General features: G+C 54.1%; 13 protein-coding genes. 9 read left to right on the top strand and 4 right to left on the bottom strand.

All coding sequences use genetic code 11. The features are described 5' to 3' along the window. The coding region (locus HMPREF1051_RS08770; protein ID WP_003767297.1) for an IS3 family transposase at positions 1 to 574 on the top strand (574 nt) is incomplete at its 5' end. A 73-nt stretch (positions 575 to 647) separates the two neighbouring features. On the opposite strand, the gene HMPREF1051_RS08765 is transcribed toward HMPREF1051_RS08770, so the two are convergent. Both HMPREF1051_RS08765 and pip read right to left on the bottom strand, forming a co-directional pair. Then, positions 648 to 1,184 (bottom strand): DUF4189 domain-containing protein, encoded by a 537-nt coding sequence (locus tag HMPREF1051_RS08765; protein WP_003767293.1) that lies wholly within the window; start codon positions 1,182 to 1,184, stop codon positions 648 to 650. 24 nt (positions 1,185 to 1,208) lie between these two features. Further along, positions 1,209 to 2,144, bottom strand: a complete 936-nt coding sequence (gene pip / locus HMPREF1051_RS08760; protein WP_003767302.1) for a prolyl aminopeptidase — start codon at positions 2,142 to 2,144, stop codon at positions 1,209 to 1,211. A gap of 157 nt (positions 2,145 to 2,301) precedes the next feature. Between pip and lptE the strand changes: the two genes are divergently transcribed. The 4 genes from lptE to HMPREF1051_RS08740 all read left to right on the top strand — a co-directional run bounded on the left by lptE (position 2,302) and on the right by HMPREF1051_RS08740 (position 5,107). Further along, positions 2,302 to 2,781: an LPS assembly lipoprotein LptE gene (gene lptE / locus HMPREF1051_RS08755; protein WP_003767304.1), complete on the top strand. Its 480-nt coding sequence runs from the start codon at positions 2,302 to 2,304 to the stop codon at positions 2,779 to 2,781. Beyond that, complete coding sequence (holA, locus tag HMPREF1051_RS08750) at positions 2,781 to 3,782, top strand: DNA polymerase III subunit delta (RefSeq protein ID WP_003767279.1); 1,002 nt, start codon at positions 2,781 to 2,783, stop codon at positions 3,780 to 3,782. Before lptE ends, holA begins: the two co-directional genes overlap by 1 nt. 283 nt (positions 3,783 to 4,065) lie before the next feature. Further along, positions 4,066 to 4,485, top strand: a complete 420-nt coding sequence (locus HMPREF1051_RS08745; RefSeq protein WP_003767286.1) for a hypothetical protein — start codon at positions 4,066 to 4,068, stop codon at positions 4,483 to 4,485. Between the two features lie 97 nt (positions 4,486 to 4,582). After that, positions 4,583 to 5,107, top strand: coding sequence for an RDD family protein (locus HMPREF1051_RS08740; RefSeq protein WP_036492636.1), 525 nt, complete (start codon positions 4,583 to 4,585; stop codon positions 5,105 to 5,107). 259 nt (positions 5,108 to 5,366) lie between these two features. Here the strand turns inward: HMPREF1051_RS08740 and HMPREF1051_RS08735 are convergent, their stop codons facing one another. After that, positions 5,367 to 7,010: a lactate permease LctP family transporter gene (locus HMPREF1051_RS08735; RefSeq protein WP_003767300.1), complete on the bottom strand. Its 1,644-nt coding sequence runs from the start codon at positions 7,008 to 7,010 to the stop codon at positions 5,367 to 5,369. A gap of 396 nt (positions 7,011 to 7,406) precedes the next feature. Here HMPREF1051_RS08735 and HMPREF1051_RS08730 point away from each other — a divergent pair, with 396 nt between their 5' ends. Together HMPREF1051_RS08730 and gcvP are read left to right on the top strand one after the other, a co-directional pair. After that, on the top strand, positions 7,407 to 8,186 hold the full coding sequence (locus HMPREF1051_RS08730; protein ID WP_036492635.1) for a FadR/GntR family transcriptional regulator: 780 nt from the start codon (positions 7,407 to 7,409) through the stop codon (positions 8,184 to 8,186). Positions 8,187 to 8,304: 118 nt separating this feature from the next. Then, a complete protein-coding gene (gene gcvP, locus HMPREF1051_RS08725) occupies positions 8,305 to 11,157 on the top strand; it encodes an aminomethyl-transferring glycine dehydrogenase (RefSeq protein WP_003767288.1) in 2,853 nt (950 codons plus the stop codon). Positions 11,158 to 11,260: 103 nt separating this feature from the next. Here the strand turns inward: gcvP and HMPREF1051_RS13545 are convergent, their stop codons facing one another. After that, entirely contained in the window at positions 11,261 to 11,419 is a 159-nt protein-coding gene (locus HMPREF1051_RS13545; RefSeq protein WP_003744611.1) for a DUF1328 domain-containing protein, read from the bottom strand. A 676-nt stretch (positions 11,420 to 12,095) separates the two neighbouring features. On the opposite strand from HMPREF1051_RS13545, the gene HMPREF1051_RS08715 reads away from it, so the two are divergent. Beyond that, positions 12,096 to 12,950 (top strand): carbon-nitrogen hydrolase family protein, encoded by an 855-nt coding sequence (locus tag HMPREF1051_RS08715; protein ID WP_003767281.1) that lies wholly within the window; start codon positions 12,096 to 12,098, stop codon positions 12,948 to 12,950. A 231-nt stretch (positions 12,951 to 13,181) separates the two neighbouring features. Beyond that, entirely contained in the window at positions 13,182 to 14,084 is a 903-nt protein-coding gene (locus tag HMPREF1051_RS08710; protein WP_003767290.1) for a ribokinase, read from the top strand. Positions 14,085 to 14,256 lie beyond the last annotated feature (172 nt).

Genomic DNA, 14,256 nt, shown 5'->3' with positions numbered 1-14,256 from the left:
AAGCCCTCATACGGGCGAAAAAAGCCTACCGCCATCCCGCCATGGGCGAAATATCGGAAACCTCCTCAAACGCCGGTTCAAAGCCCGAAAGCCCAACGAAAAATGGCTGACCGACGTTACCGAACTCAAAGGGAAGGACGGCAAACTGTACCTCTCGCCAATCTTGGACTTGTTCAACCGCGAGATCGTCGCCTACGCCATGAGCCGCAGAGCCGACAGCGAAATGGTGAAGGAAATGCTCGAAAAAGCCGCCCCCGCTGACTGTAAAGGAACAATGCTTCATTCTGACCAAGGCGTGCTGTACCGTACGGCGGGGTATAGGGAATTGCTTGCCCAACATTCCATGGTTCAAAGCATGTCGCGAAAGGCGAACTGTTGGGACAATGCGCCGATGGAAAGCTTCTTTGCGGTGTTAAAGACGGAGTGTTTCTATAACGCAGGAGAATTGACGGTGGATGAATTGATGAAGCAGATAGATGACTATATGGATTACTACAACCGGGAGCGTTGCAGTTTGAAATTGAAAAAGCTGAGTCCTGTCGCATACAGAACCCAGCTTACACAGAGTGCCTGAATAGGCTTTTATGAGTGTCCAAGATTTGGGGGCCAGTTCATAGTTCTCAGACGACCTTTTAAATAAAATTTGATTATTGCAATTCAGGCAGGGAGCAGCCTTCGGGCATGATGATTTCGCATTCCGTTGCCCCTCTGTTACTGCATTTTTGCAAAGCCTCCTGTTCGACCGTTCCTTGCGGACCTGCCGCATCGGCTAAAATAAACAGGTTGTTTTTCACTTTTCCTTTTGCAGCCGCGAGGCAGCCGTTTCTTACCCATGTGATGGCTTTGCAAGGCGTATTGCGACTGCCTTGCTGACAACGTTTGACTGCTTCTCGTTGAGCTTCCTCTTTTGAACTGTGATTCAATGAACCCGCAATATATCCGGCTTTCACACTAACAGCCAAAGCCCCAAATTTAGAAGGTACCAAGACGTCATGGTAAATGATTTTTTTAGGAGGCGGGGTGCTGCGGCTTGGCTGTGGCGGTGCAATATTGTAATGAATCCACTCGCCATTATTGCCCTGAAATCGGCAGATACCTGTGGCAGCATCAAATTGACCCGGACAGCCATTGGCGTAAACATTAAAACTTACCAAGCCCAATGCGATTAAAAACAGCTTTTTCATCAATTTGTCCTTTCAAATCATGTATCACCACGCCGCGCGTTCCCTCATATCTTCCACCGCTTCCACCAACGCCGCCGCCAATGGAGGATCAAACGACGAATGTCCCGCCTGAATCACGCGCAGTTCGGCTTCGGGGAGCGCCTGCGACAGTTCCCACGCGCTTTGCATGGGGGTGCATAAGTCGTAGCGTCCTTGCACGATGATGGTCGGGATATGTCGGATTTTGTCCGTGTTCGCCAAAATCGCTTTGTCGCCCTTCAGCCAGCCTTCGTTGACGAAATAATGGTTTTCCAAGCGGGCAATGGCGAGCGATTGGTAGGCGTCTTCATCGACGTCTTGCGGCTCGAAGCGGATCAGGTAGCTTTCCCAGTCTGCCCAGGCTTTGGCGGCTTTCAGACGACCTGCTTCGTCTTCGCCGAACAGCATTTCGTGATACGCCGCAATCAGGCCGCCGCGTTTTTCTTCGGCGACGGGCGCGAGGAATTTCTGCCATTGCGCGGGATAAATCTGGCTGACGCCGCCTGCTTCGTCCAGCCACGCCATTTCGGACGGGCGGCACAGGAATATCCCGCGCAAGACGAGTCCGGCAACGCGTTCGGGATGGGTTTCGGCATACGCCAGCGACAAGGTGCTGCCCCACGAACCGCCGAACACCAGCCATTTTTGAATGCCCAGCATTTCGCGGATTTTTTCGATGTCGGCAACCAAGTCCCAAGTCGTGTTGTCATCGGTGCAGGCGTAAGGCAGCGAACGGCCGCAGCCGCGCTGGTCGATGATGACGATGCGGAACACGTCGGGATTGAAAAAGCCGCGGCAGGCAGGCGATGCGCCCGCGCCCGGGCCGCCGTGCAGGAAGATGACGGGCAGGCCGTCGGGATTGCCGGATTCTTCCCAGTAGATTTGATGGATGTCCGATACTTGCAGCAGGCCGCTGCGGATGGGTTCGCGGATGGGGTGCATGATGTTTCTCCTGTTGTCTGACGTTGGGATTGTACCCATCGGGCAGGCAAACGACAAACGGCAAGGGGTCGTCTGAAATCCCCTTGCGCCGCCGCGTTTCCCGACCGCCCGACTATCCGCTATAATTCCCCGATACCCGCGCAACCGAAAGAATGAAATGAACAAAATCCTGATGACCGCCGCCGTGCTGCTTCTGTCCGCCTGCGGCTTCCACCTCAAAGGCATGGGCGGCACCGCACGCACGCTGCCGTATCCCGCTTGGCACATCCAAAACGCCTCCGTGATGCAGAAGGCTTTGGAAAACGCCCTGCGCCGCGTTGACGGCAAACCTGTTTCCGCCGCCGAAGCGCAAATGACCTTGAACATCAAGGGCATCGAAACCCGTCAGGACATCTACACCATCACCCGCGCCGCGCTGGTCAACGAATACCTGCTGACGCTGCGCGTCGAAGCCCAAGCCATGCGCAACGGCGAGCCTGTGGGCGAACCGATTACCGTCCTCGTCAACCGCACGATGGACTACAACGACAGCGAAGTGTTGGGCAAACAGGAAGAAAGCGAAACCATCTGGGCGGAAATGCGCGCCGACGCCGCCGACCAAATCGTCCGCCGCCTGACGTTCCTGAAAGCGTATTGATGGCGGTCATGAATATCGAACAGGTCAACGCGGATATGCCGCTTTCGCCGCTGTACATCATTCACGGCGAAGAAGACCTGTTGCGCATCGAAGCCCTCGACACCCTACGCGCCGCCGCCAAAAAACAAGGCTACCTCAACCGCGAAGTCTTTACGGCGGACAACGGCGCCGACTGGGACGAACTCCTGCAAAGCGCAGGCAGCGCGGGGCTTTTTGCCGACTTGAAACTTTTGGAAATCCACATTCCGAACGGCAAGCCCGGCAAAACCGGCGGCGACGCGCTGCAAACCTTCGCCGAACGCCTGCCCGAAGACACCGTTACCCTGATTCTGCTGCCCAAGCTCGAAAAAGCCCAAACGCAGGCAAAATGGTTCACCGCGCTCGCCGCCAAAGGCACCGTACTCGAAGCCAAAGCCATTAGCGCGCAAGCCCTGCCTCAGTGGATAAAAGGCCGTCTGAACAAGGTCGGACTCAATATCGAACCCGACGCGCTCGCCCTGTTTGCCGAACGCGTCGAAGGCAACCTGCTCGCCGCCCGCCAAGAAATCGACAAACTCGCCCTGCTGCACCCGCAAAACCATACCGTCAACATCGCCGATGCCGAAGCCGCCGTCGCCAACGTCGCCCGTTTCGACGTATTCCAGCTCTCCGGCGCATGGATGAAAGGCGATGCCCTGCGCGTCGCCCGCCTTTTGGACGGACTTGAAGAAGAAGGCGAAGAACCCGTCTTGCTGCTGTGGGCGGTTGCCGAAGACATCCGCACCCTCATCCGCCTGACCGCCGCACTCAAACAAGGGCAGAGCGTACAATCCGTCCGCAACAGCCTGCGCCTGTGGGGCGACAAACAAACCCTCGCACCGATTACCGTCAAACGCATTCCCGCCGTCCGCCTGATCGAAGCGCTCAAAACCTGTGCCAAAATCGACCGCATCATCAAAGGCGCGGAAGACGGCGACGCGTGGACGGAGTTCAAGCAGTTGGTGACGGGGTTGGCGGTGTAATTTCATTGGGCATGGATAGGTGCTTTTCGCGGCAAGGGCGCGCCTGTGCAAAAAGCGTGAAAGTTTGTATGCCGCATCGCTTCTGTACGCGCCCAAACGGCAAAAATACTGTAAAATACCGTTAAACATAAAGTTATGATATTTGAGGTCGTCTGAAATCCGTCCACCACTCAATGCAACGGATTGACAAGCATTCAGCGCGTGCAGAGATACGCCGCCGCTTGCCCGTCTACCACACACCCTTTTCAGACGACCTTCCACCCTTACAAGGAACTGCAACTTCATGGACAACCAAACCAAACTCCGCATCGGCGGCCTGCTCGTGCTGACCACTGCCGTTTTAAGCCTGATCATCGTCTTAATCGTCGATTCGTGGCCGCTCGCCATCCTGCTTGCCGTCATCATCGTCGCCGCAGCCGCCGGCGGCTTTGTCTGGACTTCGCGCCGCCAGCAGCGCCAGTTTCTCGAACGCCTGAAAAAATTCGACATCGACCCCGAAAAAGGCCGCATCAACGAAGCCAACCTGCGCCGTATGTACCACAGTGGCGGACAACACCAAAAAGATGCGATAACGTTGGTCTGCCTGTCGCAAAAATGTTCGGCCGATGAAGCGCACGCCATGTTCAAAAAACGCCCGACCCGTCAGGAAATGAACCAGATGGCAGCCCAGCAGGCACGCGGACAAAAACGCCCCCACCGCTGATTCCCCCCACACAAAGGTCGTCTGAAAACGGATGCGGCGGTTTCGCCCAAACCAAACATTCCGTTTTTCAGACGACCTTTTTACCGAGCAGACCGTCATGACCGCCTTTCCCCCCGCCCCCGTCAAACGCCGCCTTGCCGCCCTGATGTATGAATTGCTGCTGACCGGCGCCGTGACCGCCATCGCCGCCATCCTTGCCGGCATCGCCGCGATTTTCCTCAACCCCGTCTCCCAACTCCTTTCCAGCTTGGTTACCTGCGTTATCTTTGTAGGAAGCTGGTGGCTCTACTTCAAAACCAACTGGACGAAAACCGGCCGCACCCTCGCCATGCAGACTTGGAAAATCGGGCTGCACGGCAGAAACGGCACGCTGCCGCCATTGTCGCAACTGCGCATCCGCTTTATTTGGTCGTGTATCTTCGTCGTCTTCATCCCCCTGCTCGCCTACGCCGGCCTGCGCCACCTGCTCGCCATCCCGCCCATACCTGCCTTCAGTGCCGCCCTTATCTGGCTCATCCTGCCGTGGGGCTTTGCCTTGCTGAACCCAGACCGGCAGTTTTTATACGATTTCTTGGCGGGAACGCGATTGGTTGATTTGAAACAGGAAGCGTCCGAAAGCTGATTGTTCTACTGTTTTGCCACATAGACAAAAGGTCGTCTGAAAACGAGGCAAGCCCTTGCCGTTTTCAGACGACCTTTTTATCCGCCGTCGTTCTTGTTTGAAACCCAACCCAACTTAAACCATCTTCGATTCACGCATTCCCCTACTGTTTAAACGAAACGGAAATGACAGTAAACCCAATCACACCCACAACAACAAAAAGGTCGTCTGAAACCCAAATTGGATTTCAGACGACCTTTTTTATTTCAAGCCGGTTGGCTTATTTGTTGAAGAAAACCAGCGTCCACGGCAAGACATAAGCTTGCAGCAGAGTCAGCAGGCCGACGAAGGTACAGAAAATCAAGCTGTGTTTCACGGTGAAGCGGAACAGGTTGGATTCTTTGCCTTCCAGACCGACCGCCGCGCAGGCGATGGCGATGGATTGCGGCGAAATCATTTTGCCGGTTACGCCGCCGGTGGTGTTGGCTGCAACGGTCAGTTCGGGTACGACGTTGATTTGATGCGCGGTGCTGGCTTGCAGCGAGCCGAAGAGCGCGTTGGCGGAAGTGTCCGAACCAGTCAGGAATACGCCCAGCCAGCCGAGGAACGGCGAGAAGAACGGGAATACGGTACCGGTAGCGGCGAGGACGAGTGCCAATGTGGACGACAGGCCTGAATAGTTTGCCACGAATGCGAAGCCGAGTACCAAGCCGATAGACAGGATGGACAGGCGCAGTTCTTTGAGCGTTTCAAAGAAAGTGCTGACGGCTTCGGAAGGTTTCATTTTCAGCAAAGCGGCGGAAACGATGGAAGCAAACAGGATTGCCGTGCCGACTGCGCCGAGGAGGTCGATTTTGAACACAGCGGCGTATGGTGTCGGTTCGCTGACGATGGGCGCGGCTTTTTGTACCAGATTGTGCAGCATCGGCCAGTCGAATTTGATGGTGGCAACGCCCAAAGCCTCTTTAACGCCCTTAATAGTCCACACGCTGACGAAAACGGTCAGGATGGCGAAAGGCGACCAGGCTTTGATGATTTGTCCGGCAGTGTATTCGCCCGCTTTGCGTTCAGCTGGTTTTTTCATGCCGTTGAAGGTGAAGATTTCTTTAGGCTGCCATTTTTTTAGGAAGGCAGACAGGCAGACCAGGCTGACCAATGCAGAGGTCACGTCGGGCAATTCCGGGCCGATGAAGTTGGCGGTAATGAACTGGGTAGTGGCGAAAGATACGCCCGCCACCAATACGGCAGGCCAAGTTTGGCGTATGCCGCGCATACCGTCCATCATGGCGACCAACCAGAAAGGAACGATAATCGACAGGATCGGCAGTTGGCGGCCGGCGACCTGACCGATATGGTAAGGGTCGAGGTTGGACACTTGACCGGCAACCAGGATTGGAATACCCATCGCGCCGAAAGCCACGGGCGCGGTATTGGCAATCAAACACAAACCGGCGGCGTAGAGCGGATTAAAGCCCAAGCCCACCAACAACGAGGCGGTAATCGCCACCGGCGCGCCGAAGCCTGCCGCGCCTTCGAGGAATGCGCCGAAGGAGAAGCCGACCAGCAGCATTTGCAGGCGTTGGTCTTCGGTAATCGAAATCACGGAAGCGCGGATGATGTCGAACTGCCCTGTTTTCACGGTAATTTTATACAGGAACACGGCGGTAACGATAATCCATGCAATCGGCCACAAACCGTAGGCAAAGCCGTACAGCGCGGAAGAAACCGCCATGCCCGCAGGCATTCCGAAGCCTAATATGGCAACGCCAAGCGCAATCAGCAGCGTATAAAGCCCCGCCTGATAACCCTTGAGCTTCAGGATGGTCAGTGCGACGAAGAAAAAGATAATGGGCAGGAGGGCAACGGCAGCCGTCAAATATAGGCTGCCGCCCACTGCGGTATAGTTTTGAATCCAAGTATCCATAGGGAAAATCTCCGAATATTTTTCTAATATATTTTCTTAAATTGGTAAAACCAATTTTGAGAACGGAGGACACTTTACGAAACTTTAATATGGCGGTCAATTATTTTTTCAGGCGACCTGACTGCATCGGCGCAAATTTGTTATTTAATTTTAAATAAAACAAAATATTATATGAATTGTAAAAATGTAGCCTGATGTAGTTTTAAAACACATACGGGTAGGACAAGCCATATTGACGGGATACGGGGCGGTTAATTAGAATACGGCGACATTGGTCATGCCAATTTGGTCATGCTAATTTTGACACAGGTTGCCATTTCAGACGACCTGCCGCATCACATTATCGGATTTGAGTCTTCTTCGCAGAAAAAACATGATGGAAAAGAGGGAATTACAATGACAAAACTGGTTCGTCCGCAAAAAATCAGCGACCAAATATTGTCGATATTGGAGGAACGCATCGCGGCGGGCATTTACGAAGAAGGCGGCAAAATCCCGCCCGAACGCACGTTGGCGGAAGAATTCGGCGTATCGCGCCCGTCGGTCAGGGTCGCGCTGAACATCCTGATTGCGCGGCAGGTTTTGGAAGCGCGTCAGGGCGACGGCTATTACGTTTCCGTCAAACCGCAGCAGGATTTCCTCCAAAGCTGGCAAGAATTGCTCGGCAAACATTCCAACTGGGAAACCGACGTTTTCGATTTCAGCTGCCACATCGAAGGCTGCATGGCGTCGCTGGCTGCCGAACGGCGCACCGATGCCGATTTGAAGCGGATTGATTTTTGGCGGCAAAAATTCGAATCCGCCTGCGAAAGCGGCAATCTGGAACATCAAAGCGAAGCCGACGTGAGCTTTCACCAAACCATCGCCGACGCCGCGCACAACATCCTCTTCAGCCACCTCTCCGGCGGCCTGCTCAAAATGCTCTACCGCCAGACGCGCAGCAGCATCATCTATTCCAACCAAACCGAAGACCCGCGCCCCAAGCTGATTGCGCAACACCGCGCCATCTACGAAGCCATCTTGGAACGCCGCCCCGCCGATGCTGCCGAAGCCGCCAAAATACACTTAAACTACGTTGCCAACAGCATCTTGCAAAACAGGGCATACCAAAGCCGCAACGAACACGCCGACACGCTGGCGCAGAAAGACTTGAAGCGGGTGCAGGACTGGAAGTAGCTTCCTGCCTGACGGAAATAGCAAGCAGACACAAAACCCGATTATCCGCCCGCAAGGTCGTCTGAAAACCCAAATACCTGCCTTCGCGGCAGATTCCTACAACAAAAAAGGAGTAGAAATGAAACTATCCGAACTGTTCAACCCCAACGAATTTGCCGCGCGTCATTTGAGTTTCGGCGACGAGGCTGCGCTTTTGGAAGCGCTCGGCGAGAAGAGCATGGACGATTTTGTCGGCAACACCGTGCCGCAAAGCATCCGTATGCCGTCCGAACTCGACCTGCCCGCAGCCCTGACCGAGGCGGACGCTTTGGCGAAGCTGAAAGCCATTGCAGCGAAAAACGTGATCAACAAATCCTATATCGGCTTGGGCTATTATCCGACCCGCGTGCCGAACGTGATTTTGCGCAACGTATTGGAAAATCCGGGCTGGTACACCGCCTACACGCCGTATCAGGCGGAAATCGCGCAGGGGCGTTTGGAGGCATTGTTGAACTTCCAGCAGGTGTGCATCGATTTGACCGGTTTCCCCGTGGCGGGCGCGTCTTTGCTGGACGAGGCGACCGCCGCCGCCGAAGCGATGGCGATGGCGCACCGCGTGGGCAAGGTAAAATCCGAGCGTTTCTTCGTGGACGAGCGCGTTTATCCGCAGACTTTGGACGTGATGAAAACCCGCGCCAAATATTTCGGCTTCGAGCTGGTGGTCGGCGATTTTGCCAAAGCGGATGAAGGCGAATACTTCGGCGCGCTGTTCCAATACGTCGGCAAAGACGGCGACGTACAAGACTTGCAAAGCGTTATAGGTCGTCTGAAAACCAAAGGCACGATTGTTGCCGTTGCCGCCGACATCATGAGCTTGGTCTTGCTGAAATCGCCTGCCGAATTGGGCGCAGACATCGCGTTGGGCAACACGCAACGCTTCGGCGTACCGATGGGCTTTGGCGGGCCGCACGCCGCTTATTTCGCCTTTAAAGACGAGTTCAAACGCTCCGCCCCGGGCCGCATCATCGGCGTATCCAAAGACGCATCGGGCAAACCCGCGCTGCGCATGGCGTTGTCCACCCGCGAGCAACACATCCGCCGCGAAAAAGCCACGTCCAATATTTGTACCGCGCAGGCATTGCTGGCGAACTTGGCGGGCATGTACGCCGTCTATCACGGCCCCGAAGGCGTGAAACGCATCGCCAACCGCATTCACGCGCTGGCTTCCGCCTTTGCCGACGCGCTGGTTTCAGACGGCCTGAAAGTGGTTCACGAAGTCTTCTTCGATACCGTTACCGTCGATTTCGGCAGCAAAGACAAAGCGGACAAAGCGTTCCAAACCGCTTTGGAACTGGGCTACAACCTGCGCCGCGTCAGCGACACCCAAATCGCCGCCGCCTTCCACGAAACATCCGTGCGCGAAGACCTTGCCGTGTTGTACTACGCCTTCACCGGCAACAACACCTTCACGCTTTCAGACGACGTCAAAGGTCGTCTGAAAACCGAATTCCTGCGTCAAGACAATATCCTGCAACATCCCGTGTTCAACCGTTACCACACCGAACACGAAATGCTGCGCTATCTGAAGAAACTCGAAGACCGCGACTTGGCGATGAACCGCAGCATGATTTCGCTGGGCAGTTGCACCATGAAGCTCAACGCCACCGCCGAAATGCTGCCGATTACTTGGGCGGAGTTCTCCGACATCCATCCCTACGCCCCCGAAACCCAAACCTCAGGCTACCGCGAACTCCTGACCGACATGGAAAACAGCCTGAAAGCCATCACCGGCTTTGACGCGATTTCCTTCCAGCCCAACTCCGGCGCGCAGGGCGAATACAGCGGTATGCTCGCCATCCGCCGCTATCAGGAAGCCCAAGGCCAAGCGCACCGCAACATCTGCCTGATTCCCAAATCCGCCCACGGCACCAACCCCGCCACCGCCGCCATGCTCGGTTTGAAAGTCGTCGTCGTCGATACCGACGAACACGGCAACGTCAACATCGACGACTTGAAAGCCAAAGCCGAGCAACACCGCGACGCCTTGTCCGCCATCATGATTACCTACCCGTCCACTCACGGCGTGTACGAAGAAGGCATCCGCGACATCTGCCGCATCATCCATGAAAACGGCGGACAAGTTTACATGGACGGCGCCAACCTCAACGCCCAAATCGGCATCATGCAGCCCGCCGAAGTCGGCGCGGACGTATTGCACATGAACCTGCACAAAACCTTCTGCATCCCCCACGGCGGTGGCGGCCCGGGCATGGGCCCGATCGGCCTGAAAGCCCACCTCGCCCCGTTTGCCCCAGGCCATGTGCTGACCGACACGCACAGCGCAAGTGCCGAGCAAACCGCCGTTGCTGCTGCTGCGTTCGGTTCCGCGTCCATCCTGCCGATTACCTGGATGTACCTGACCATGATGGGCAAACAAGGCATGGAACAGGCAACGCGCTGGGCATTGCTCAACGCCAACTACGTAGCCAAACGCCTGGGCGAAGACTATCCCGTCCTCTACACAGGCAAAAACGGCCGCGTCGCGCACGAATGCATCGTCGATTTGCGTCCGCTCAAAGCCGAAAGCGGCATCACCGAAACCGACATCGCCAAACGCCTGATGGACTACGGCTTCCACGCCCCGACCGTCTCCTTCCCCGTTGCCGGCACGCTGATGATCGAGCCGACCGAAAGCGAGAGTAAAGCCGAACTCGACCGCTTCATCGCCGCCCTGAAACAAATCAAACAGGAAGTGCTGAAAGTCGAACGCGGCGAATGGCCGAAAGACGACAACCCGCTGGTCAACGCCCCGCACACCGCCGCCGACGTAACCGGCGAGTGGGCGCATCCGTACTCCCGCGAAGAAGCCGTCTTCCCGCTGCCCTTCGTGCGCGAAAACAAATTCTGGCCGAGCGTCAACCGCGTGGACGACGTGTACGGCGACCGGAATCTGGTCTGCACCTGCCCGCCGATGGAAGCGTATGAAGATTAAGGTTTGATATGAAGAAAGGTCGTCTGAAAATTTCAGACGACCTTTGTTTTAAAAAACGTTCATTCAGAAGGTAGCGTGGTTACGCCTTATCTGTTTGTCAGTTTTATTTTTTCTTGCCAAAAATCAGGGACAACACTGACAAAATCAGGAAACCGACAAACAGGATTTTAGCGATACCTGCCGCGCTGCCTGCAATACCGCCGAAGCCCAGTACGGCTGCAATAATGGCGATAACAAAGAAAACAACTGCATAATGAAGCATGGTTTTTTCCTTTCTGTTTGGTGTGCAAACGGTTTGATGTGCAAACGGTCGGAGGAGAGCCTTCCGTTTGTTGTGAGATGTAACAGTTTTATATTGGATCAACTATCTTATTGATTAATTTAATACTCACGGATGTAACCGCTTGTAGTACACCTTATCGGATAACTTCTTACTTAGCAAACCGTAACAATACAAATTTTCAAGAAATCTGCCCAATTATGAAATAACTAAACAAAGAATCAACGGCTTATATACAGAAGTTAAGTTTTGAAAACATTTATATTTTATCGATTAAACAACATCTAAGGAAATTATTTTTTAAAATCAATAAAAAATAAAAAAATAATATATTTATATAAAAGCAATACCAAACCTGCCGTTTAAATCATCATAAAAACGGCTTAGAAAAATAAAAGGTCGTCTGAAACGCTGCTTTCCTTATTGATTGTTTTTTTGAAACGATTTCGTTATATAGTGGATTAACTTTAAACCAGTACGGCGTTGCCTCGCCTTAGCTCAAAGAGAACGATTCTCTAAGGTGCTGAAGCACCAAGTGAATCGGTTCCGTACTATCTGTACTGTCTGCGGCTTCGTCGCCTTGTCCTGATTTAAAGTTAATCCACTATAAAACAAACCATCCCTTGCCCTTTTCAGACGACCCGACAGGAAAACCGCCATGCAAAACATCCGCGCCGCCGCCGTGCAAATGATTTCGTCCACCGACCCCAATGCCAATATCGACACCATGAAACGCCTCGTGCGCCAAGCTGCCGAGCAAGGCGCGGATTGGGTGCTGTTGCCCGAATATTGGCCGCTGATGGGGCGTAAGGATACCGACAAACTGGCTTTTGCCGAACCTTTAGTCGGCGGTGGTTTTAACGAAACTCGCTACGCTCGTTTTGGCGAAACCCGCTACGCTCGTTTTCAGACGACCTTGAGCGAGACGGCGGCGGAATACAGCGTGGTGCTGTTCGGCGGCACGATTCCGCTGCAAAGCCCTGACGCGGGCAAAGTGATGAACACCATGTTGGTGTACGACCGCGACGGCAGGCAAATCGGGCTGTATCACAAAATGCACCTGTTCGGTTTTTCAGGCTTGGGCGAACGCTATGCCGAGGCGGACACCATCAGCGCGGGCGGCGATGTGCCGAAATTGGCTGCCGACGGCGTGCCGCTTGCCGCAGGCGTGTGTTACGACTTGCGCTTTCCCGAGTTTTTCCGCGCCCAGCAGCCGTTTGACGTTTTGCTGCTGCCCGCCGCCTTCACTTACACGACAGGTAAGGCTCATTGGGAATTGCTGCTGCGCGCCCGCGCGGTGGAAAACCAATGCTACGTCATCGCCTCGGCGCAAGGTGGCGAACACGAAAGCGGCAGGCGAACGTTCGGTCATAGCATGATTATCGATCCGTGGGGCGAAATTTTGGACGTATTGCCCGAAGGCGAAGGCATCGTCATCGCCGATTTGGACGCTGCGAGGCTGCAAAGCGTGCGCACCAGGCTGCCCGCGTTGCAACACAGATTATTAAAATAAAAACAATTCCTCCCCAAGCACCGCCATTTCCGCCTTAAATTCTATGATATGTTGATTTTATCGCAACAAAATTAATCCAAAGTAATATGAAATTGACAATTAATTTTGCATTTATAATATTAGCAGGTACAATTTCAGACTATTTATTTGGGCTAGTCATACATTGCACAACAGCAGACAAAAATAAGGCTGTTCAACAGTCTAGTGCATTTTATAAAAGGGATATCAAGGATGCTCCAAGCTAAAATCGTCGTTATCGGCAGTATCAATATGGATTTAGTCACCCGTGCTTCAAAATTTCCCAGAGCGGGTGAAACATTGCTGGGAAATTCATTTCACCGCTTCATGGGCGGCAAGGGCGCAAACCAAGCGATTGCAGCAGCGCGTTTGGGGGCAGACGTCTGTATAGTCGGCGCGGTCGGCGATGACGATTTCGGCTATGAAATGACCACCAACCTCTGCCGCGAAGGCATCTTTACCGAACACATCCAAACCCTCACCGGCCTACCCAGCGGCATGGCAAACATTACCGTTGCCGACGATGAAAACGCCATCATCGTTATCGCCGGAGCCAATATGGGGCTGACGGTTGCTGACATCGAAAACGCCGAGCAGCAAATCGCCTCCGCCGATGTGGTTTTGAGCCAGCTCGAAATTCCGATGGACTGCGTCATCACCGCCGCAAAATTGGCGAAGAAATACGGCAAGCCCTTTATCCTCAACCCGGCTCCCGCCCAATTCCTGCCTCCGGAATTATGGGAATTGGTCACCCTTCTGACCCCCAACCGCTACGAACTTGCCGACTGTCTCGGCCTGTCACAAGATTTGAATCCCGAAGAGCTGATTCTAAAAGCCCCCTGCCCCGTCCTGATGACCATGAGCGACAAAGGCGCAGTCTATAAAGACGGTCAAGACAGTTTGCGTTATGTTTCCAGCTTTAAAGTGGACACTGCCGACACCATCGGTGCCAGCGACGCATTCAACGGCGCGTTGTCCGTCTTCTGGAATCAAGGCATCGAAACCGCCGTCCGCAAGGCATGTGCCGCCGCCGCACTTTCCATTACCCAAGACGGCGCGCAAAACGGGATGCCTTTCAAAGAAGAATTGGAACAATTCCTCGCCGCGCATCAATAAATCCATATTCACGTTATGAAACATCAAAAGGTCGTCTGAAACCCATCTTCCGGCGTTTCAGACGACCTTTATTAATCTTAAAGATGATTGAGCCGCATTACCGTGTCGCACGCCATGTCATGAATGCTTCGGGGAACGGTTAAACCGCCCCGATGGATTTGGCAACCGACGG

The organism is Neisseria sicca VK64, assembly GCF_000260655.1.
GTDB lineage: Bacteria > Pseudomonadota > Gammaproteobacteria > Burkholderiales > Neisseriaceae > Neisseria > Neisseria sicca_B.
Note: the sequence above shows the minus strand (reverse complement) of the source record. Positions and strands in the feature narration are given on the sequence as shown.

Excerpts from the sequence above, each read along its gene's own strand:
- HMPREF1051_RS08765 (WP_003767293.1), bottom strand. The coding sequence starts at position 1,184 with ATGAAAAAGCTGTTTTTAATCGCATTGGGCTTGGTAAGTTTTAATGTT.
- pip (WP_003767302.1), bottom strand. The coding sequence starts at position 2,144 with ATGCACCCCATCCGCGAACCCATCCGCAGCGGCCTGCTGCAAGTATCG.
- lptE (WP_003767304.1), top strand. The coding sequence starts at position 2,302 with ATGAACAAAATCCTGATGACCGCCGCCGTGCTGCTTCTGTCCGCCTGC.
- holA (WP_003767279.1), top strand. The coding sequence starts at position 2,781 with ATGGCGGTCATGAATATCGAACAGGTCAACGCGGATATGCCGCTTTCG.
- HMPREF1051_RS08745 (WP_003767286.1), top strand. The coding sequence starts at position 4,066 with ATGGACAACCAAACCAAACTCCGCATCGGCGGCCTGCTCGTGCTGACC.
- HMPREF1051_RS08740 (WP_036492636.1), top strand. The coding sequence starts at position 4,583 with ATGACCGCCTTTCCCCCCGCCCCCGTCAAACGCCGCCTTGCCGCCCTG.
- HMPREF1051_RS08735 (WP_003767300.1), bottom strand. The coding sequence starts at position 7,010 with ATGGATACTTGGATTCAAAACTATACCGCAGTGGGCGGCAGCCTATAT.
- HMPREF1051_RS08730 (WP_036492635.1), top strand. The coding sequence starts at position 7,407 with ATGACAAAACTGGTTCGTCCGCAAAAAATCAGCGACCAAATATTGTCG.
- gcvP (WP_003767288.1), top strand. The coding sequence starts at position 8,305 with ATGAAACTATCCGAACTGTTCAACCCCAACGAATTTGCCGCGCGTCAT.
- HMPREF1051_RS13545 (WP_003744611.1), bottom strand. The coding sequence starts at position 11,419 with ATGCTTCATTATGCAGTTGTTTTCTTTGTTATCGCCATTATTGCAGCC.
- HMPREF1051_RS08715 (WP_003767281.1), top strand. The coding sequence starts at position 12,096 with ATGCAAAACATCCGCGCCGCCGCCGTGCAAATGATTTCGTCCACCGAC.
- HMPREF1051_RS08710 (WP_003767290.1), top strand. The coding sequence starts at position 13,182 with ATGCTCCAAGCTAAAATCGTCGTTATCGGCAGTATCAATATGGATTTA.